The sequence below is a fragment of the Geobacillus zalihae genome (assembly GCF_030414215.1).
Classification (GTDB): Bacteria; Bacillota; Bacilli; order Bacillales; family Anoxybacillaceae; genus Geobacillus; species Geobacillus zalihae.
Map to the genome: position 1 here is coordinate 460,383 of NZ_CP129217.1, position 19,769 is coordinate 480,151.

Genomic DNA, 19,769 nt, shown 5'->3' on the forward strand with positions numbered 1-19,769 from the left:
GGGCGTTCGCCGTCCGGGTGTTTTTTGCGGGTGCGGGAAGTGGGGCGTCAAACGGGGAAAATTTTCGCCGCCGCGGATAAACGGCGCATTTTGAAAGAAACTAACAGTGAATAACGTGGGAAGAAAGGAGTGAAGACGATGAAAAAGTGGGCTGTTTCGCTGTTTGGGAGCGTGCTTCTTCTTTATGCGGCGGCGTTTTCGGCGCTGGCGGCTGCCGGCAAACCGGCGCCCGGTGCGGTGATGGATATATCGAAGGAAAATACGTATCCGAACCCGACTCAAGATTTGCCGCATTTGGAACCGAGCTCGTTTACAAAACAGCTGTTAAGATCGGCGAATGTGAAAATTGAGAATCCCGAATTGATCCATCTCTTTAATGAATCTTCGGCGACCGACACGCCATGGGCCATTGGCTTCAGGGCGACGATTTATTTAGGCCAATGGCCGCTCAATTACCAGTCGATCGAAACGTCGACGAACTGGGAATATCAAAAGGTCAACACGAATTTCCTTGATAACCGCGGCGGCGATACGGCGCAAAAGTTGTACTATAAACAAGAAATGCAAAAATACGTCCGCGGCGGGTTGACGGTGAAAGTGCCGAATGAAGACGCGGTTAAGCGGATGATGTTAAACAAAGCGATGGAAAAGACGAACTTGCCGCTCTCTTTCAGCACGGTTGTCGGCCTTGGCACGAAAAAAGACCAACCGTACAACGTACCGGCGAAAAAAATAGGTTATTTGTACGCGTACGCTCCGGCGGTGAATGAAAAAGGGAAAGTAACATACGGGGAAGTGTACGTCGTGCTCAAAGGAAACAAAAAGAAAATTGTCGTCAAAAACGTGACGACAAGAGGGGTTGGGGCGTGGATTCCGGTGCAGGATCGCCTGTACATGTCATATGTGGTGAGTGAACAGCCAAGATAAAACGTCAAGGAAAAGCTCCTTGACGTTTTTTATCGGCCAATGCGCGCGGACCGCTTCGTAAAATCGACGCCGCGGTAATACGTCTGCTTCACAAGGACGTTCGGTCCGAGGCAGCGTGCCGACGGGCAGTGGCAAAGAAGCTCCCTAGCAAGCTTTGAGCGCCGCCATTTGTCATACACGTCTGGCAGCGAATCGTGAATGATGTTGCCAAGCGGCGGTTCATCACCGAAATCGGTGACGATGACATCGCCGGTGAAAATATTGACATTGAGCCGTGAACGTCCGTCTGGATCGTTGCGCACGGTGACGTTTTTGCTTTCATACAGCCGCTTCAATAGGCGCACATCTTCTTCGTTGTCGCTGCACGGGTAAAACGGCAGCGTGCCAAACAGCATCCAGACGTTTTCGTCGCGAATGTCAAGCAAATGGTGAATCGCTTCGCGCAATTCGTCCAAGCTCAACGTCTCTAAAGCGCTGGCAAAATCGCTCGGATACATCGGATGGATTTCATGGCGCCGACAGCCCATTTCCTCGACAACTTGGCGGTGGATCGCTTCCAAGTGGCGGACGGTCCGTTTGTTTAACATCGTTTCCGCGGATACCATCACGCCGGCATTTGCCAGCGCTTTTGCATTGTCAAGCATGCGCTGGAAGTATTTCTCGCGTTGGGCGCGCGTCGGCTTCCGCTCCATCATGGCAAAACCACCTTCGACAAAGTCGTCGACCGTCCCCCAGTTGTGCGAGATATGGAGCACATCCAAATACGGAATGACTGGTTCATAGCGAGACAAATCCAACGTCAAGTTCGAATTAAGCTGCGTCCGCACCCCGCGCTCGTGCGCGTAGCGGAGAAGGGGAACGACGTATTGTTCGACGGATTTTAATGACAGCATCGGCTCGCCGCCGGTGATGCTTAATGACCGCAAATGCGGAATTTCCTCGAGCCGGCGGAGCAACATATCAAGCGGCAGCGCCTCGGGATCTTTCATTGTCAACGTATAGCCAACAGCACAATGTTCACAGCGCATATTGCAAAGCGTCGTTGTGGTAAACTCAATATTCGTCAGTTGTAGTTGTCCATATTCTTCAATATCGACGTACGCTTCCCAAGGGTCATACGCCGGCGTAATGGCCGGTATGGTCGATGAACGCATCACTTTCTCCTCTCTCCATGACAAAGTCCTATCGTTCATTATTAGCCGCCTTAGCAGCGCTTGTCAATCGTTTTGGATGTTTTGCCTCTACCCCATTCGTATGATGAGGATGGAACAATCATGAGATCGAAAAGAAAGATTTTTTACACAACGCTGGAAAACGGAGTATAATAGGAAAAGATGGGACAACTGCATATGGACGATAAACAGGGGAAGGGGCGTTTAGACAAATGGAAAAATTCCAGCAAAGCATGTATGACTTGATTGTGGAAACATCTACGAAGCTGCCAAAGGATGTCCGTCGAGCGATCGCTCGGGCGAAAGCGCGCGAAAACGCCGGCACGCGGGCGGCCATGGCGCTCAATACGATCGTCGAGAATATTCAGATGGCGGATGAAAACGTGTCTCCCATTTGCCAAGACACCGGCTTGCCGACGTTTAAAATCAAAGTGCCGGTCGGCGTCAATCAAATCGAAATGAAAAAAGCGATTCGGGCCGCCATTGTCGAAGCGACGAAAAACGGCAAACTGCGCCCGAACTCGGTCGATTCGCTCACCGGCAAAAACAGCGGCGACAATTTAGGGGAAGGCGTGCCGGTCATTAAATTTGAACAATGGGAAAACGATTACATTGACGTCCGTCTCATTTTAAAAGGCGGCGGCTGTGAAAACAAAAACATCCAATACAGCCTTCCGTGTGAACTCGAGGGGCTCGGCCGCGCTGGCCGCGATTTGGACGGCATCCGCAAATGCATTTTGCATGCGGTGTACCAAGCGCAAGGGCAAGGATGCAGCGCCGGCTTTATCGGCGTCGGCATCGGCGGCGACCGCTCATCCGGCTATGAGCTCGCCAAAGAACAGCTGTTCCGTCCGGTTGATGACGTCAACCCGATCGAAGAATTGCGCCAACTCGAAGAATACATGATGGAAAACGCCAACAAACTTGGCATCGGTACGATGGGCTTTGGCGGCGAATCGACGCTGCTTGGCTGTAAAATCGGCGTCATGCACCGCATCCCGGCGAGCTTCTTCGTTTCGGTCGCCTACAACTGCTGGGCGTTCCGGCGCATGGGCGTGAAAATCGATCCGGCGACCGGTGAGATCATCGAATGGCTGTACCAAGACGGCGAAGACGTCGATTTTGCAAAAGAGTTGGAAAAAGCGGAAGCCGCCGCGGCGCTTGAACAAGGCGACACGCGCGTCATCGACCTTGTTCCGCCGCTGTCGGAAGAACAAGTGCGCCAGCTTCGCGTCGGCGACGTCGTCCGCATCAGCGGCGTCATTTACACCGGCCGCGATGCCATTCATAAATATTTGATGGACCATGACGCGCCGGTCGACTTGAACGGGCAAATCATTTATCATTGCGGCCCGGTCATGTTAAAAGATGAAGAAGGCCGCTGGCACGCCAAAGCTGCCGGCCCGACGACAAGCATCCGTGAAGAGCCGTACCAAGGCGACATCATGAAAAAATTCGGCGTCCGTGCTGTCATCGGCAAAGGCGGCATGGGCGCGAAGACGCTGCAAGCGTTAAAAGAACACGGCGGCGTGTATTTGAACGCCATCGGCGGCGCGGCGCAATATTACGCCGATTGCATCAAATCCGTGGAAGGCGTTGATTTGCTGGAGTTTGGCATCCCCGAAGCGATGTGGCATTTGCGCGTCGAAAACTTCACTGCTGTTGTCACGATGGATTCGCACGGCAACAGCTTGCATGAAGATGTGGAAAAATCGTCGCTTGAAAAGCTGGCCCAGTTCAAAGAGCCGGTGTTCAAGTAAGAGGGAGAGCTGAATTTCAAGCACATGGCTATTGGTATTCACAAGCTGATCCCGTTTTCTTCTCTGTCCCCAAAGCGCTCGCTTTTGGGGCTTTTTTTTGCAAAAAATGGCGCGCGTAAAGCGGTCAGGGGTGAAAACAATAAGAAAGAGGAAAAGATGGCGGCCAAGGAGGAACTAGGCATGAGATGGCTCATTTCTCTCGTTTTAGCGCTCGCGCTTTTTCCCGCCCCTGCTTTTGCCATAAGCAATGCGCCGATCCATTGGGGATTGAAGCGAAGCGAAAACCACGAGCCCCCATCGGCGGGAAAAGAGCTCGATGAGCTGCTCGCCAAATATGACGCCTTTTATTTAGGCGACACGAGCGAAAAAACGATCTATTTAACATTTGACAACGGGTATGAAAACGGCTATACGGCGCAAATTTTGGACGTGTTAAAGGAAAAACATGTGCCGGCCGCCTTTTTTGTCACCGGCCATTATTTGCAAACAGCGCCCGATTTAGTCAAACGGATGGCGGCGGAAGGGCATATCATCGGCAACCATTCGTGGCATCATCCCGATTTAACAACTGAAAGCGATGAGCAGGTGCGCGAAGAGCTGGAAAAAGTCAAGGAAAAGACAGAAGAGTTGACCGGGCAAAAAGGGATGATGTACCTTCGCCCGCCGCGCGGCATTTTCAGCGAGCGGACGTTATCTCTCGCCCGCGACCTTGGCTATTATCACGTCTTTTGGTCGCTGGCGTTCGTCGACTGGCAAACCGACCGCCAGCGCGGCTGGCAATATGCTTACGACCAAATCATGAAACAAATCCATCCGGGGGCGATTTTGCTGTTGCATTCCGTGTCCAAAGACAACGCCGAAGCATTGCCGAACGTGATCGACGACTTGCGCAAACAAGGGTACACGTTCGCCAGCCTTGATGACCTTATGGCCAAAAAGACCGGCCTTCATCCGTGGCTGTTTCGCCCATAAGCCGCTTTCATCACTTGAGCACAAAAGCGGTACGAAACGTTGTGTGTCGGACCATTCGAAAACCCGCCTCGTTCTGTCAACCGAACCATATGCCGCTGCCTCGTCCTGCCAACAAGTTGGTTCGACGGGGCGTTTTTCGTTATAATAGGGGCACGGACAAATGAGAAAGGTGAGAACGATGTGGAAACGAACGATCACTGTGCCGGCGCCGTATGATTTCGCCCACGCGCTTGAACGGCTTGCATTGGATCCGCTCCTGGCGGTCGATTTAGAGCGGCGGCGCATCACCGTGCCGCTTCATCTCGATGGTTTAAAGGTGCCGGTCGTGATTGAAAGCATCGGCACAAAAGACGATCCTCGCTTTGTCGTCTCGGCGCCGCATCCCAAGCGGCAGGAAGACATCATCGAGCGCGTCTCTCATTTATTTCAATGGCGGACGCCGCTCGTTCTGGTGTATGATCATTTTCGCGCGACCGAGCTGGCGCCGCTGTTTGCCGAGTATGAGGGGCTGCCGCTTGTGCTCGATTTTGACTTGTATTTTTGCCTAATGAAATGTTTGATCCACCAGCAGCTTCATCTTAAAGTCGGTTACCGGCTCACAGAGCGGTTTGTGAAAGCGTTTGGCGAGGAGCGGGACGGCGTTTGGTTTTACCCGCGCCCGGAAGAAGTGGCCGCCCGTTCGTACGATGACTTGCGCGCCTTGCAGCTGAGCGGGCGGAAAGCCGAATATATCGTCGATGTGTCGCGCCTCATTGCCGAGGGGAAGCTGCGGCTTGATGAACTCGAGCAGATGGAAGACGGCGAGGTGATGGAGAGGTTGACCGCCGTGCGCGGCATCGGTCCGTGGACCGTGCAAAATTTCCTCCTCTTCGGCCTCGGCCGTCCGAACGTCTTTCCGCCGGCGGATATCGGTTTGCAGCGGGCGGTTGAAAAACAATTCGGGCTTCAACAGCGGCCAACTGTCAAAGAGATGGCGGCGCTTAGCGAGCGGTGGAAGCCGTACGCCAGCTATGCGGCGCTTTATTTATGGCGAAGCATTGAATGAGAGGGACCGATATGGCAAAGCAACAAATGAACATCAAAATCAAAAAAGGCGAGCAATTTCCCGTGACGATTCAACGGATCGGCATTAACGGCGAAGGGGTCGGTTATTTCCAAAAACAAGTCGTCTTCGTCCCCGGTGCGTTGCCGGGGGAAGAAGTCATCGTTGAGGCGACGGACATCCACCCAACCTACGCCGAGGCGAAAATCAAGCGCATCCGCAAGCGCTCGCCAAACCGCATCAAGCCGCCATGCCCGCTCTATGACCAGTGCGGCGGCTGCCAGTTGCAGCACTTATCGTACGAGGCGCAGCTCGAGGCGAAGCGCGACATTGTCATCCAGGCGCTCCGCCGCCATGCCCGGCGCCTCGATGTCGACAAGCTTGACATCCGCCCGACGATCGGCATGGACAACCCGTGGCATTACCGAAACAAAAGCCAGTTTCAAGTTGGAATGAAGGAAGGGAAGGTGCTCGCCGGGCTGTACGGCCTCAACTCCCACCGGCTCATCGATTTATCGGAATGCCGCGTCCAGCATCCGCAAACGACGCGCGTCACGAACATTGTGAAAACGATTTTGCAAGACTTGCGCATCCCGATTTACAACGAGCGGACAAGAACGGGCGTCGTGCGGACGATCGTCGTCCGCGTTGGCTTCCATACGGGCGACATCCAGCTTGTGCTGGTGACGGCGACAAAAGACATCCCGCGCAAACAGCTGCTCATTGACGAAATTCGCCGCCGCCTCCCAGAAGTGAAATCGATCGTGCAAAACATCAACGGCGAAAAAACGTCGCTTATTTTCGGCGACGAGACAGAAGTGCTCGCCGGCGACGAATATATTCAAGAAACGCTCGGCGATTTGTCGTTTGAACTGTCGTCGCGTGCCTTTTTCCAGCTCAACCCGTTGCAGACGGTGAAATTGTACGACGAAGTGAAAAAAGCGGCCGCCCTCACCGGAACGGAGCGGATCGTTGACGCTTACTGCGGCGTCGGCACGATCGGTTTGTGGCTTGCTCGCGATGCCAAAGAAGTGCGCGGCATGGACACGATTCCGGAAGCGATCGAAGACGCGCAAAACAACGCCAAAAAGCATGGTTTCACCAACACGCACTATGTCGTCGGCAAAGCCGAATATTGGCTGCCAAAATGGGTGAAAGGAGGCTGGAAGCCGGACGTCATCATCGTCGACCCGCCCCGCGTCGGCTGCGACCGGGCGTTGCTTGAAACGATTCTCCACGTCCGCCCGAAAACGGTCGTCTACGTCTCGTGCAACCCATCCAGCCTCGCCCGCGATCTCGATGCCTTGGCCGCACAATACCGCGTCGACTACATCCAGCCGGTCGACATGTTTCCGCACACGGCGCATGTGGAAGCGGTGGCGAAATTAACGCTGCAATTTTGACACTTCACATGGCTTCAGCCGTGTGGAGTGTCAATGGAAAATGAAATCGGGTTCTTCCACTCCTTTTTGGGAGAAAGAAGAGAGGGAGAAAAAGTGGGGGAATCATTGAAAAATCAAGGAAAAAGGATCAAAATGAGAGAAAAATGAGAGGGAGAAAGGGGGGAGAAACGCTCACGTTCTTCCCTTTTTTAAAACTCGAAACCAGTCAGAGTCAGCGAGAGGTAAAAAGGAAAATCGAAAACATCGAGAGGTTGGTGAACGAGTTTAGTTATGAACCCAAAATGTAGTTCACGAACATAAAGACCCGAAGAAGGGGGAATCTCATGGGGACTTATTGTATTTCGATAAGACACACAAATTGTTATTTGGTAAAGGTAAACGATTTTTACGTTGCCATAGATGCCGGTTGGCCAGGGTGCATCCGCCAATATAGAGAAGCTTTAAAAACTTATAACATTAAGCCAGAGATGATAAAATATCTGTTCGTGACACACTTCCATCCTGATCATGCCGGCATGGTAGAAAACATTAAGAGATTTGGAACTTCCTTTATTTTGTTTGAACATCAGGCACCTTATATTCGAGTGATGGAGAATATGCTCAGGAAGGATCGGTCCTATTTGCCATTAGATATGAATTCGAATGTTGTGCTAAGCATTGATGAAGCAGGGTTATTTTTCACAGAACATAACATTCCTGCACAGGCAATCAAAACGCCCGGACATTCTGATGATAGTATTTCGCTCGTATTTCAAGACGGCACTGCTTTTATCGGCGATTTATATTCCCCGAATTTAGTAATGGAAGACGATGATAAAAGCAAGCAAAGCTGGCATGATTTAAAGTTGAAAGGTGCAAAAGTCATATATCCGGGACACGGGAACGTTTACACCCTGGGTGTGTAAATCATGAACAGAGCACAAATGGAAAGCCATGCTCACCTTACTTAAATCAACCGCGGCACTTGTACTTAGATCAACTGCCGCAGTTCTTCGCTCATCTGCTCGACGAGTTCCGGTCTCCCATGAAACTGGGCCGGAGTGTTTTGGAAAAGCTGAATTCGCCATTCGCCATCCCGGTTTATGGCAACGATCGTGTGGTGGGTGTTGACCGCGGGATTGATATCGGATTTTCCAGGGGGAACCATGCCGGCGATCGCACGTAAAATAGCTGCCTGAGGATTCAGGATGTGAACGTTCTTCACTTTGCTAATAAACCGTGCGGTCGGGTGGTCTTTGAAAATCGAATCCAAGTGAAAGAAAATGTCCTCCGATCCCAACGCTAGACTTCCGTCAAAGCCGATCATCTCTCCGTCCGTTGCGAACAGTTGCGCCATATCGCGGGCGTTTCGGTTGTTCCATCCGTCCAACAGTCGTTGGTACAGAGCCTTAACCTCGTTGACAACTTGAGATTCCATCAACGCTCCTCCTTGTCAAGCAATACGAACCTGGTGTTTGCGGTTCTTCCTGTGAAATGAAAGAGACGCCCTGAATACAATGGGAGGAATCTCCATTGTGAGGGCAATTCCATTTTAGAATAGATTAAGAAAATGGTCAAAAATTTCCCTAAAACAATTCAAATTGGCAAGGCTTTCTGATATGGAAGCTATGACAACCTTGTGGTGCAAGAGGAGCCGATGCATGCTCTCTCGGTGAAAAAAATACGCCTCCGGTTGTAGGCAAAATATATCCCTGGTTCATGATGGAAAGAAGGGGACTCGGGTAAGATGGAAGACGAAAGGAGGCGAAAGGATGGCAAAAAAGATCGGGCTGTTCGTTGCCGGCGCGGTGGCGTTGCTTGTGCTGCTGTTTCATCTTGGGCCGCTTGTCGGGTTGGCAATCACGCTGGCGGTGCTGTACTATGCGTTCAAGAAATGTTTGAAAGCCCCATCGACATTGGGGAAAGTGGTGTGGGCGCTCATTGGCTGTGCGGCGTTGGCGGCCAGCGCTTCGAATGTGCCAGCGCTCATCGCGCTTGTCGCGGCGTATGTGCTGTATGTCGTGTATAAAAAATGGAACGGGGTGAAAGACGAGCGCGTCGTTCCAGAAGCAGACGACCCGTTTGTCAACTTTGAAAAACAATGGGCGGAGCTGCAAAAGCATTATTCATGAAATCAATGGAAAAGGAGCGAATCGATGATGAGTGTGTTCTCACGCTTGAAAACGATCATTGAAGCCGATCTCCATGAATGGCTTGACGAAAAAGAAAAGAAAAACCCGATCGCGCTTCTCAATCACTATTTGCGCCAATGTGAACAGGAAGTCGAGCGGGTGCGGCAGCTGCTCGAGCGCCAATATGTGCTGAAAGAGCAATTTGCCCGCGAACATCGCGAAGCCGAACAGATGGCGGAAAAGCGAAGCAAGCAGGCGGAGGTGGCGACGCAAGCCGGGGAAATGGAGCTGGCCGAATTTGCGCGGCGTGAACAAGCGCAATATGCGGAACGCGCGGCCCGCTTAAAACAGCTGCTCGAGCAAACGAGCCGCGAGCTGTTTGAGTTAGAAGCGAAATATGAAGAAATGAAGCATAAGCTGAAAGATATGCAAATGCGGCGCATGGAGCTGATGGGGCGGGAGAATGCGGCTCGGGCGCACTACCGCATCCATCGGGTGGTCAACGGGGACACCGGCCCGGCGTTGGCGGCGTTTGCTGATGCGGAAGTCTACCTTGACCGCCTTGAGCAGCAAGTTCGCTCCGATTATTACCGGAGCACGATCGATGCGCGCATCGCTCAGCTGGAAAAGCAGTTGCAGGAAGGAAAATAACCGGATATGCTAAAGGCGTACATGGTTACGCCTTTTTCATTTTGGACAACAGGGGGCTCCCCACATGCTTGATCAACGGAAGAAAACTGACTATGTCAGTTGGGTTGTTTTGGTGACACTGCTCCTTTTTGCAATCGAAATTTCGTTTTTTCGCCCGGGCGTGCTGTTTTCGTTAAGTATATCGGTCTGTTTGATTTATGTTGGAAGGAAACAATGGCATCGGCGGAAAGGAAAATGGCTGTTTTGGCTTGGCTGCATCATGTTGGCCATTCATGTGTTCACGATGATGGCCGCTCGTTTTGTCATGGTCGCGCTGTTGGGTTATGCCCTTTGGCAATTGTTTCAGTCGAAGCGGCATCCGACGGTGATCCGCCCGACTATGGCTGAGAACTCGTATGGGGGAGAGGAAATCGTGCGCCGTCAACCGCTGTTTCAAAATGTATGGGTTGGCCGGCAAGCGACCCCAGAACGGGCGTATGAGTGGAATGATGTCAATATCCAAACGGGGATCGGGGATACGGTCATTGATGTCAGCTATACTGTGCTTCCGAAAGGGGAAGCGGTCATTATCGTGAGAGGGTTGATCGGCAACATTCGAATTCTCGTTCCGTACGAAATGGAAACACGGCTCGTTCATTCCGCCATTTTCGGTGTTGCCTCGCTGTTTGGCAAGGAACAGGAAAAAATGTTCAACGAGACGCTCATTTATCAAACTTCTTCGTATGATCAAGCGGAGCAAAAGCTAAAAATCGTCACCTCGATGATCATTGGCAATGTCGAGGTGACACGCGTATGAGCCGACCGATGCTCGCTTCTGTTTTGCTTGCGCTTGTGCTTGCTGTGGCGTTGCTCATTTCCTTTCTCTATTTCCTTCCGCCTGGAATGTGGTCGTCTTTGTGGGAGCAAACCGTGATGGGGTTGCCGTTTTTGTTGTTTGTGTTCGCTGTAAGCCTGTGTATGGGGATTGCTGTTGGACTTATGCTTGATTCCTTCTTTCGCAAGCAATGGCAAGCGGTTGTGCAGGCGCTTCGGCACATTGAACAAGGAGAGATGGGGGAGTTGCATCGGGAAGGGCCGCCGCCGGAACTGCAAGACGTTTGGCAACAAATCGCCAAGCTGCAAACGCAATGGCTCGAGCAAACGAAACGCGTGCAAAAATTAGCGGCGGAAAAGGCCGAACAGGAAGAGCGGCTCGTTGAGCGCATTCTGTCGGAAGAACGCACGCGGCTGGCGCGGGAACTGCATGATTCCGTAAGCCAACAATTGTTTGCCGCTTCGATGATGATGTCGGCCGTCATGGAAACGATGCCGTCGGACGATGAACGCCATCGGAAGCAACTGAAAATGGTCGAACAAATGATTCATCAGTCGCAATTGGAAATGCGGGCGCTGCTTCTGCACTTGCGGCCGGTGCATCTGAAAGGAAAATCGCTCCAAGAAGGGATGAACGAACTGCTGACGGAACTGGCGGGGAAAGTGCCGCTCGAGATGAAATGGAAAATCGAAGACATTTCGCTGGATAAAGGAGTCGAGGACCATCTGTTCCGCATTTTGCAAGAGTCGCTTTCCAACACGCTGCGCCATGCGAAAGCGAAGTCGTTGGAAGTATTGCTCATCGAACGGGACGGGTTTGCCATTTTGCGCGTCACCGACGATGGCGTTGGCTTTGATGTGGAACGTTCGAAAAGCGGCTCGTACGGGTTGCAGCACATGTATGAGCGGGCGGCGGAAATCGGTGGGATGTTGAAAATTGTCAGCTTAAAAGGTCAAGGAACGAGGTTGGAAGTGAAAGTGCCGCTTTTGCACAGGGGGGATGACCGTGATTAAGGTGCTGCTTGTCGACGATCATGAAATGGTGCGGCTTGGCGTGTCGGCGTATTTATCCGCCCAACCGGATATGGAGGTGATTGGGGAGGCGGAAGATGGAACAAAAGGGGTGGAGCTCGCCCTCCAGTTGCGGCCGGATGTCATTTTAATGGACCTCGTGATGGAACCGATGGACGGCATTGCCGCGACGCGCGAAATCATCGGCGCGTGGCCGGAGGCGAAGATCATTGTCGTGACGAGTTTTTTGGATGATGAAAACGTGTTCGCCGCGCTCGAAGCAGGGGCGACGAGTTATTTATTGAAAACATCGAAAGCGAGCGAAATTGCCGACGCCATTCGCGCCACGTTCCACGGGCAATCGGTGTTCGAACCGGAAGTGGCTGGAAAAGTGATGCGAAACTATCGGAAACAAGAAGAGCGCCTGCCGCATGAGCAGCTTACGAGCCGGGAGATGGAAGTGCTTTTGTTGATGGCGCAAGGGAAAACGAATCAACAAATCGCAGATGAATTGTTCATTTCACTGAAAACGGTGAAAGTACACGTAAGCAACATCCTCGCCAAACTTGGCGTCCAAGACCGGACGCAAGCGGTCATTTACGCGTTTCGGCATGGCTTGGTGAAATGAAGAGCATGTGAGCGGCACAAGCGCTATGCATGGAGAGTATGCTATGTCGAACGCGATTCATTTTTTGATAGGGAGTAGGTGTTCGGTGAACACCAAAACCGCTCCGTTTCATCAAGATGAACATGGAAGATGAAACGGAAGCGGTTTTTGACGTGCGGTGGACAGGGAAAATGGCTGGCTAACTGAGAGGGGTTACGCTTGCTTGGTCAGTTGGCGAAGCTTCCGGTCGTGGTGGAGCACTTTTGTTGTCAACACTTCGACCGAGGCTTGAGTATCTGTTAATTCTTCTTCAAGGTGGTCGATTCGTTCGTTCAGTTGTCTGTTCATCTGTTGCATTTCCTCACGAAGGGAGTCGATTTTGGCCTCAAGCCGAGTCTCAACAGCACGGATTTCTGCTCGGAGCTGTTGTCCCATTTCCTGCATCTCACTGCGGAGTCGTTGCTCCATTGTTTGCATTTCATGGTGAAGTCGCTGTTCCATCGTTTGCATTTCATGATGCAGTCGTTGCTCCATTTCCTGCATTTTCGAGCTGATTTTGTCAGAATGCTGTTCGAGCGCTTGAAGCACCGCTTGAATGATTGTTTTCTCTTCCACTTTTTCTCACCTCCTCACAGGTATTATACAAAGAAACGGGGCGAGAAAGAAAGAGAAAATATGGTGGTTTTCGTCGAACGTTGACGGTTCGGTTTTTGGTTTAGGATCGCGCGTTTTCGGTTTATCATGCCGCCCGCTTTGCCGTACAATAAACTCATATAAAAAGGCTGTTTTGGCCGCAAAGGAGATGACGATGTTGGACGCAGGATGGAAGTTCGACAACAGTTATGCAAGGCTGCCGGAGCGCTTTTTCAGCAACGTCCTCCCCACGCCGGTGCGCGCGCCGAAGCTTGCGGTGTTGAATCGTTCGCTGGCCGCAGAGCTTGGGCTGAATGAGGAAGCGTTGCGAAGTGAAGATGGGGTGGTCGTTTTAGCTGGAAACAAAATTCCAGACGGAGCTGAGCCGCTGGCGCAGGCGTATGCGGGGCATCAGTTCGGTTATTTTACGATGCTTGGCGACGGACGGGCGGTGCTGCTTGGCGAGCACGTCACCCCAAGCGGCGAGCGGGTGGACATCCAGCTGAAAGGCTCGGGCCGGACGCCGTATTCGCGCGGCGGTGATGGGCGGGCGGCGCTTGGGCCGATGCTGAGGGAGTACATTGTGAGCGAGGCGATGCACGCGCTTGGCATCCCGACAACGCGAAGTCTTGCGGTCGTCACCACGGGAGAGACGATTATGCGCGAAACGGAATTGCCTGGGGCGGTGTTGGCCCGCGTCGCCTCAAGCCATTTGCGCGTCGGGACGTTCCAATACGCGGCGCAATGGGGAACGGCCGAGGAGCTGCGCGCGCTGGCTGACTACGCGCTCTGGCGCCATTTTCCCGGTTTTGAGGAAGCTGAGAACCGCTATTTGTTTTTGCTTGAACAAGTGATCGAACGGCAAGCGGCATTGATCGCGAAATGGCAGCTCGTTGGTTTCGTCCACGGGGTGATGAACACCGACAATATGACGATCAGCGGGGAAACGATCGACTACGGGCCGTGTGCATTCATGGATACGTATGACCCCGCGACGGTGTTCAGCTCGATTGATACGCAAGGACGGTATGCATACGGAAACCAGCCGTATATCGGGGGGTGGAATTTGGCAAGGTTTGCGGAAAGCTTGCTGCCGTTGCTTGATGAGAATGAAGAAAAAGCGATCGCGCTTGCCCAAGGGGCGCTTGACCACTATCCGAAGCAATACCACGACCATTGGCTTAGCGGGATGCGGGCGAAGCTCGGCCTTGCCGAGGAGCAGGAAGGAGATCAGGAGCTGATTGCGGATTTATTGCGGCTGATGGAGCTGCATCGCGCTGATTATACGAACACGTTCCGGGCGTTGACGTTAGGCGAGTATACGGGAATGGCGCTCTTTGACGCTTCGGAGTTCCGCGAGTGGCATGAGCGCTGGCAAACAAGGCTCAGCCAAGAATCGGCGTCAAGGGAAGAAGCGTATGAGCGGATGCGCCGCCATAATCCGGCTGTCATTCCGCGCAACCACCGGGTTGAAGAGGCGTTGGCCGCTGCGGTCAACGGCGGCGATTACAGCGTGATGAATCGTCTCCTTCAAGCTCTTTCCGACCCGTACGCCTACTCGCCGGAGCAAGAGAAATACGCGGAACTGCCGCCGCCGTCCGACCGCCCGTATCGGACGTTTTGCGGGACGTAATGAAGGGGGGGCTTTGCGGCATACCCGTCAAGTTAGCGGTATAAAATTTTTTAGGATGATACGCATGTTCGAAAAATCAATCAAAGGATGAAGAGAAAACCAAATGCTGGGCATGCCAAATAACCCTCAAGAAGAGGGTTATTTGTCATTTATATCCATAACCCACACTACCATATCCCCAAAAAAATAATCCTTTCCAACGATGATTTTCGTTAGAAAGGATACCATGTTTTTGGCACTGAAAAAAGATCAAATTCTTAACTTGATGGCTATGGTTAGCCGCCTCCTCCTACTCGATGGATGTCTGCCTTTGATGATGTTGCCTATTCCCCAGTGCACAATCGAATCCTTTCTGTGCGGCATCGCGTCAGCGATTGGAAAGCAATGTTTTCAAACAGAAGCGTTTCATGCAACACAATTTAGGACGATGACGTATTTCAGCGCTATGCCATTGAAATGGTCATACGTTATCATTAAAATTTGGAGCATAAGAATTCAAAGTACAATGAGGTGAATGTTATGCCTTCTCTTCCGGAAGAGTTGAAAGATCTAGAATCCAAACTGCAACATACATTAAGAAAATTAGAGTCAATTCAAAAAGCGTTGGATGAATCGACGATTGTTGTGATTACCGACCAGACGGGAAAAATTACATATGTGAATGAGGCTTTCTGCCGCATCTCACAATATAGCCGTGAGGAACTGATTGGAAACACCCATCGCATTGTCAATTCAGGATACCATAGCCGAGAATTTTTTAAACATATGTGGAAAACCATCGGGAAAGGGAAGATATGGAGGGGAGAGATCAAAAATAAAGCGAAAGACGGGAGTTACTACTGGGTTCAGTCTACCATTGTCCCCTTTTTGGATGAACGAGGAAAGCCGTATCAATACGTGTCGATTCGAACGGATATTACCCGTTTGAAACAGTATGAAGAGCAAATCAAATATATGGCCAACCATGATGATTTGACGGGCCTTCCCAATCGCCGTTTTTTAAGAGAGCAGTTTTCTAAATTGCTGAAAGAGACGAAAGAGGAGGAACGACTGCTGGCCGTTTATTTTATTGATTTAGCGCGGTTTAAAAACATTAATGATTCATTGGGGCATTCGGTGGGAGACGAAGTGTTGAAACAAATGGCTGCTCGTTTTCGAACAGTATTAGATCAAAAGCTGTTTTTGACTCGCGTGGGCGGTGATGAGTTTGTCGCTGTGGCGCCGCGGGTGAATTATCAGTCTATCCTTGCGTATGTGCGGACAATCCAACAAATGTTGGCCCGACCATTGGAGATTGAAGGAAGAGAGTTTATTCTCTCCGCCAATATCGGAATCAGCGTTTTTCCTTTTGATGGAGAAGATTTAAACACGTTGCTCGGCAATGCGGACATGGCCCTGTATCATGCGAAAGAGGAAGGAAAATTTTATCAATTTTATCATCGAACGATCAATCAGCGCTTAATTAGGGAAACGATATTAGAAAGCCATTTGCATCGTGCTATCGAAAGAGATGAATTTATTCTGTATTATCAGCCGCAGTACGATTTGTTCACTGGGGAACTGATTCGCCTAGAAGCGCTGATTCGTTGGTATAATTCAGAGCTTGGATGGATCCGCCCTGATCAGTTTATTCCTTTAGCTGAAAAAATAGGATTGATGCCAAAACTCGATGAGTGGGTGCTGTCTACGGCATGCCGGCACAGGAAAATGTGGAAACAAAGAGGGGGGGTCGAAGCGGATTTATCCATCAACCTGTCTGCTTCCCATTTCCAAATACCAGGCATGGCTAAACGGCTCCTTTCCATTATTGAAAGCAATGGAGATGATCCATGTCGATGGGAATTTGAAGTGACTGAACATATTATGATGCAAGATAGTGCGGTCGTGTACGAAAACATAAGCCAGTTAAAAGAGGCAGGCGTTAAACTGGCGATTGATGATTTTGGCGTAGGATATAGTTCATTAGGATATATAAAGAAGTTAAAAGTGGACCGTTTAAAAATCGATCGTTCGTTTATCAAAAACTTACCGCAATCCGCTGATGACCAAGCCATTGTGGCTGCTGTGATCACGATGGCTCATCAATTGTCGATCGATGTCGTTGCAGAAGGAATTGAAAATGAGAAGCAAATTCAAATATTAAAGGAAATGGGGTGCAACGGAGGGCAAGGGTATTTTTGGAGGCAACCTGTGTCGGAAACGGAGATTGGATCGTTGTTGCAATGCAATGAGTGAACAGTTCAAAATGGCAATATAGGTTGTCTTGCCATACTCGGGTATGTTGAGGCAACGAATGAAGAGGAAAAGGAGCTGGTTTCATGGAAACGCTCAGACAACGGCTGCGATCCATTGATCAAAAGGGATATAAAGCGTATAAAACGATCGAAGGGACGTATTCGTTTCCACTGTTTACGCTCGCGATTGACCACGTGCAAGGCGATCCGTTCGCTGAGCCGTCCAAGGTGCGGGTGATCGTGCCGCGGGCGAAAACAGCGCTGGCAGCGGAGTGGACGAATACGAAACCGCGGCGCGTCCGGTGTGAAGATGTGCTAGCGCGCCGTATCCATCATGCATTGCGGCAATGGCCGCTGCGGGCGCGCGGGTCGGGAAAAAGTGGACTCGTCTTGATTGATGCGCCGGGGCAAAAAGTGCTCGAGCGGACGGCGGTGCAAGTGGCTGACGAGACGATTACGGTTTGTTTATCGGTCGGTTTGCCGGCGAATGGACGGCGCATTTTGGCGAAAGAAGCCGAGGCCATCTTTTTCGAGCAAATTCCATCCGTCATTGAGCGAGCGGTGTACGGCCTTCGGGAAGAAGACATCCGCCCGGCGGTGGAGCTGGCCGATCAGCAGCACGCCATTCGCCGTTATTTGCGCGAGCATGGTTTGGTGGCGTTTGTCAAAAACGGCGCGATTTTGCCGCGGGAGAGCGGAGTGAGCGACAAGCCGCTGCAACGTGGAGCGGTGCCGTTTCAAAGCCCGCCGGAGCTGGAGATCGCGATCCCCGTTCCGCATCGCGCTGAACCGATCAAAGGCATGGGCATCCGAAAAGGCATTACGCTTATTGTCGGCGGCGGGTATCACGGCAAATCGACGCTGCTTCAGGCGTTAGAGCACGGCGTGTATGACCATATCGCCGGCGACGGGCGGGAGTTTGTCATCACCGACAGCGGGGCGGTGAAAATTCGCGCCGAAGACGGCCGGAGCGTCGCCAGTGTTGACATTTCGCCGCTCATTGGCGCGTTGCCGTACGGCAAAGAGACAACGCAGTTTTCGACGGAAAACGCGAGCGGCAGCACCTCACAGGCCGCGAGCATGATTGAAATGATTGAAGCCGGGGCATCGGCGTTTTTGATTGACGAAGATACGAGCGCGACGAATTTGCTCATCCGCGATGCGCGCATGCAGGCGCTCGTGGCGAAAGAAGCCGAACCTATCACGCCGTATATCGACAAGGCGCGTCAACTATTTCGCGATTACGGCATTTCGACGGTTCTTGTCGTCGGCGGGTTGGGGGATTACTTGGACATCGCGGATTGCGTGATCAAAATGGAGCAGTACGTCCCGTTTGATGTGACCGGGGAGGCGAAGCGGATCGCTGCAGAGATGCCGTCGGGACGGAAAGCGGAAGGCGGAGAGTCGTTCGGCCGCATTCACGAGCGCATTCCGCTGCCCGAAAGTTTGAACAGCCAAAAAGGAAAAAAAGCAAAAGCCGTCGCGCGCGGACGGCACGTTATTCAGTACGGGCAAACCGATCTATTGCTTTATGCGCTTGAGCAGCTGGTCGATGACAGCCAAACGCGGGCGATTGCCGCGGCGCTGCTGTATATGGAACGAAAAGGATGGCTCGACGGGAAGAAAACCATCCGCCAACTACTCGATGCGATCGAAGAACAATGGGACCGTCAAGGGCTAGGCTCCGTTTCGTTCCGAAAAGGGAATCCGGGTGAACTTGCTCGCCCGCGCCGCTTCGAGCTGGCGGCGGCGCTGAACCGGCTGCGGTCGCTCCGGTGTATAAAGCAGTAGCCAGCTTGGAAAGGAGAAAGCCGGTTTGCTTGTTCTTGGCGACGTTTCCGTGCAGGTTGGATGACGGGGTTATTGGGGAGGAGGAATGGCTTGGTTTTTGTTTTTCCCAGTTGCAACAAAAAATAGGGTCACAGGATGTGCGGCAAGGGCGTTTGTTTTCCCTGCTGGCCAACGGAACAACGGATGCTCTTGTTTCAACAGGGGCGGCCGCGTGCCGGTATTGACCTAGGCGCGGCCGGTGCGAGGCCGCTGTTCTTGTTCCAATAGACGATGCCTCATGCCTCTGGCAAAACGCGAATGAATCCGCTTTCTATCGGCGCCTTGCCCATTTTGCTCTAGCGCTATCCACCAATTACGGCTATAATAATGTTTATCAGTGCAACGTGGCGGATGGCGGCGAGAAGCCGCGGGTTGGTTAGGGGGATCAGGGCATGAACAAGTCAAAAGGTTGGATGGAATCGGAAATCAGCAAAGCGTTGACGAAATGGGAAAAAGATTTTCTCGGCCGCGGCTCGGTGTCAGTGAAAACCGATATTTTGCGCGATATGATCATTGTTTCTTTGCACGGCATCCTGACGCCTGCTGAGTACGCTCTTTGTGAATCGAAGGAAGGGATGCTGGCGGTGAAACGGTCGCGGACGAGTTTGGTGGAATCGGGCGTCGATGATTTGAAGAAGATGATTTTGGAAATCACGGGTGAAAAAGTAAAAAGCTTTCATACCGATTTAAGCACCCGAACGGGTGAGCGGATTATTGTCTTTAAGCTGTTCAACGATTTGGAGAAACAGTTGACAAAATAAATTTTTCCATGACAAATCAACAAAGTTATTGTATAATTGAAACAACTTTTGTATAGTAAGTATATATAAGTTGAAACTTTGTTTTACATCCAGTAGAGCGCCCGCTGCATTCTATCAAAATGACTTGTTATGAAGGAAAACAGAATCGAACAATCGGAAAATCTTTATTGCAACTTATATAGAATAAAATAGTGGACGATGCTGTCGGG

The 19,769-nt window shown here is 51.6% G+C and carries 18 protein-coding genes; 15 read left to right on the forward strand and 3 right to left on the reverse strand.

The features are described 5' to 3' along the window. Positions 1–138 precede the first annotated feature (138 nt). Positions 139–927, forward strand: a complete 789-nt coding sequence (locus tag QWV57_RS02325; RefSeq protein ID WP_015373938.1) for a YfkD famly protein — start codon at positions 139–141, stop codon at positions 925–927. A gap of 29 nt (positions 928–956) precedes the next feature. Here QWV57_RS02325 and yfkAB read toward each other — a convergent pair whose 3' ends face one another. Then, the gene (yfkAB, locus tag QWV57_RS02330) at positions 957–2,081 is read right to left on the reverse strand and encodes a radical SAM/CxCxxxxC motif protein YfkAB (RefSeq protein WP_015373939.1); all 1,125 of its coding nucleotides are present in this window, start codon (positions 2,079–2,081) and stop codon (positions 957–959) included. 230 nt (positions 2,082–2,311) lie between these two features. Here yfkAB and QWV57_RS02335 point away from each other — a divergent pair, with 230 nt between their 5' ends. The 5 genes from QWV57_RS02335 (at position 2,312) to QWV57_RS02355 (ending at position 8,181) form a co-directional block, all read left to right on the forward strand. Continuing rightward, the gene (locus QWV57_RS02335; RefSeq protein ID WP_020754329.1) at positions 2,312–3,859 is read left to right on the forward strand and encodes a fumarate hydratase; all 1,548 of its coding nucleotides are present in this window, start codon (positions 2,312–2,314) and stop codon (positions 3,857–3,859) included. Between the two features lie 180 nt (positions 3,860–4,039). After that, on the forward strand, positions 4,040–4,831 hold the full coding sequence (gene pdaA / locus QWV57_RS02340) for a delta-lactam-biosynthetic de-N-acetylase (protein ID WP_015373941.1): 792 nt from the start codon (positions 4,040–4,042) through the stop codon (positions 4,829–4,831). Positions 4,832–5,009: 178 nt separating this feature from the next. Beyond that, positions 5,010–5,876: a DNA-3-methyladenine glycosylase family protein gene (locus QWV57_RS02345; protein ID WP_060788719.1), complete on the forward strand. Its 867-nt coding sequence runs from the start codon at positions 5,010–5,012 to the stop codon at positions 5,874–5,876. Then, complete coding sequence (rlmD, locus tag QWV57_RS02350; RefSeq protein WP_301100320.1) at positions 5,873–7,276, forward strand: 23S rRNA (uracil(1939)-C(5))-methyltransferase RlmD; 1,404 nt, start codon at positions 5,873–5,875, stop codon at positions 7,274–7,276. Before QWV57_RS02345 ends, rlmD begins: the two co-directional genes overlap by 4 nt. A 323-nt stretch (positions 7,277–7,599) precedes the next feature. Beyond that, a complete protein-coding gene (locus QWV57_RS02355; RefSeq protein ID WP_060788717.1) occupies positions 7,600–8,181 on the forward strand; it encodes an MBL fold metallo-hydrolase in 582 nt (193 codons plus the stop codon). A 65-nt stretch (positions 8,182–8,246) separates the two neighbouring features. Here QWV57_RS02355 and QWV57_RS02360 read toward each other — a convergent pair whose 3' ends face one another. Then, positions 8,247–8,693 (reverse strand): SgcJ/EcaC family oxidoreductase, encoded by a 447-nt coding sequence (locus QWV57_RS02360; protein WP_060788716.1) that lies wholly within the window; start codon positions 8,691–8,693, stop codon positions 8,247–8,249. Positions 8,694–9,027: 334 nt separating this feature from the next. Here QWV57_RS02360 and QWV57_RS02365 point away from each other — a divergent pair, with 334 nt between their 5' ends. The 5 genes from QWV57_RS02365 (at position 9,028) to QWV57_RS02385 (ending at position 12,490) form a co-directional block, all read left to right on the forward strand. Further along, the gene (locus QWV57_RS02365; protein WP_238980557.1) at positions 9,028–9,387 is read left to right on the forward strand and encodes a lmo0954 family membrane protein; all 360 of its coding nucleotides are present in this window, start codon (positions 9,028–9,030) and stop codon (positions 9,385–9,387) included. A gap of 27 nt (positions 9,388–9,414) precedes the next feature. Continuing rightward, the gene (locus QWV57_RS02370) at positions 9,415–10,038 is read left to right on the forward strand and encodes a PspA/IM30 family protein (protein WP_015373947.1); all 624 of its coding nucleotides are present in this window, start codon (positions 9,415–9,417) and stop codon (positions 10,036–10,038) included. A 64-nt stretch (positions 10,039–10,102) separates the two neighbouring features. Further along, positions 10,103–10,834, forward strand: a complete 732-nt coding sequence (liaF, locus tag QWV57_RS02375; RefSeq protein ID WP_060788714.1) for a cell wall-active antibiotics response protein LiaF — start codon at positions 10,103–10,105, stop codon at positions 10,832–10,834. Continuing rightward, a complete protein-coding gene (locus QWV57_RS02380) occupies positions 10,831–11,865 on the forward strand; it encodes a sensor histidine kinase (protein ID WP_060788713.1) in 1,035 nt (344 codons plus the stop codon). The genes liaF and QWV57_RS02380 overlap by 4 nt, the downstream gene beginning before the upstream one ends. Then, positions 11,858–12,490, forward strand: coding sequence for a response regulator transcription factor (locus QWV57_RS02385; RefSeq protein ID WP_015373952.1), 633 nt, complete (start codon positions 11,858–11,860; stop codon positions 12,488–12,490). Before QWV57_RS02380 ends, QWV57_RS02385 begins: the two co-directional genes overlap by 8 nt. A gap of 192 nt (positions 12,491–12,682) precedes the next feature. Here QWV57_RS02385 and QWV57_RS02390 read toward each other — a convergent pair whose 3' ends face one another. Further along, positions 12,683–13,084, reverse strand: a complete 402-nt coding sequence (locus tag QWV57_RS02390) for a hypothetical protein (RefSeq protein ID WP_013522973.1) — start codon at positions 13,082–13,084, stop codon at positions 12,683–12,685. Positions 13,085–13,277: 193 nt separating this feature from the next. Between QWV57_RS02390 and QWV57_RS02395 the strand changes: the two genes are divergently transcribed. The 4 genes from QWV57_RS02395 (at position 13,278) to QWV57_RS02410 (ending at position 19,560) form a co-directional block, all read left to right on the forward strand. Continuing rightward, positions 13,278–14,735 carry a protein adenylyltransferase SelO gene (locus QWV57_RS02395; RefSeq protein WP_060788724.1) on the forward strand — a complete coding sequence of 486 codons (1,458 nt, stop codon included), beginning with the start codon at positions 13,278–13,280 and terminating at the stop codon, positions 14,733–14,735. Between the two features lie 519 nt (positions 14,736–15,254). Beyond that, a complete protein-coding gene (locus tag QWV57_RS02400; protein WP_060788726.1) occupies positions 15,255–16,970 on the forward strand; it encodes a putative bifunctional diguanylate cyclase/phosphodiesterase in 1,716 nt (571 codons plus the stop codon). Between the two features lie 83 nt (positions 16,971–17,053). After that, positions 17,054–18,760 carry an ABC-ATPase domain-containing protein gene (locus tag QWV57_RS02405; protein WP_301100331.1) on the forward strand — a complete coding sequence of 569 codons (1,707 nt, stop codon included), beginning with the start codon at positions 17,054–17,056 and terminating at the stop codon, positions 18,758–18,760. A 431-nt stretch (positions 18,761–19,191) separates the two neighbouring features. Next, entirely contained in the window at positions 19,192–19,560 is a 369-nt protein-coding gene (locus tag QWV57_RS02410; protein ID WP_011229945.1) for a Na-translocating system protein MpsC family protein, read from the forward strand. The last annotated feature ends 209 nt before the right edge of the window (positions 19,561–19,769 follow it).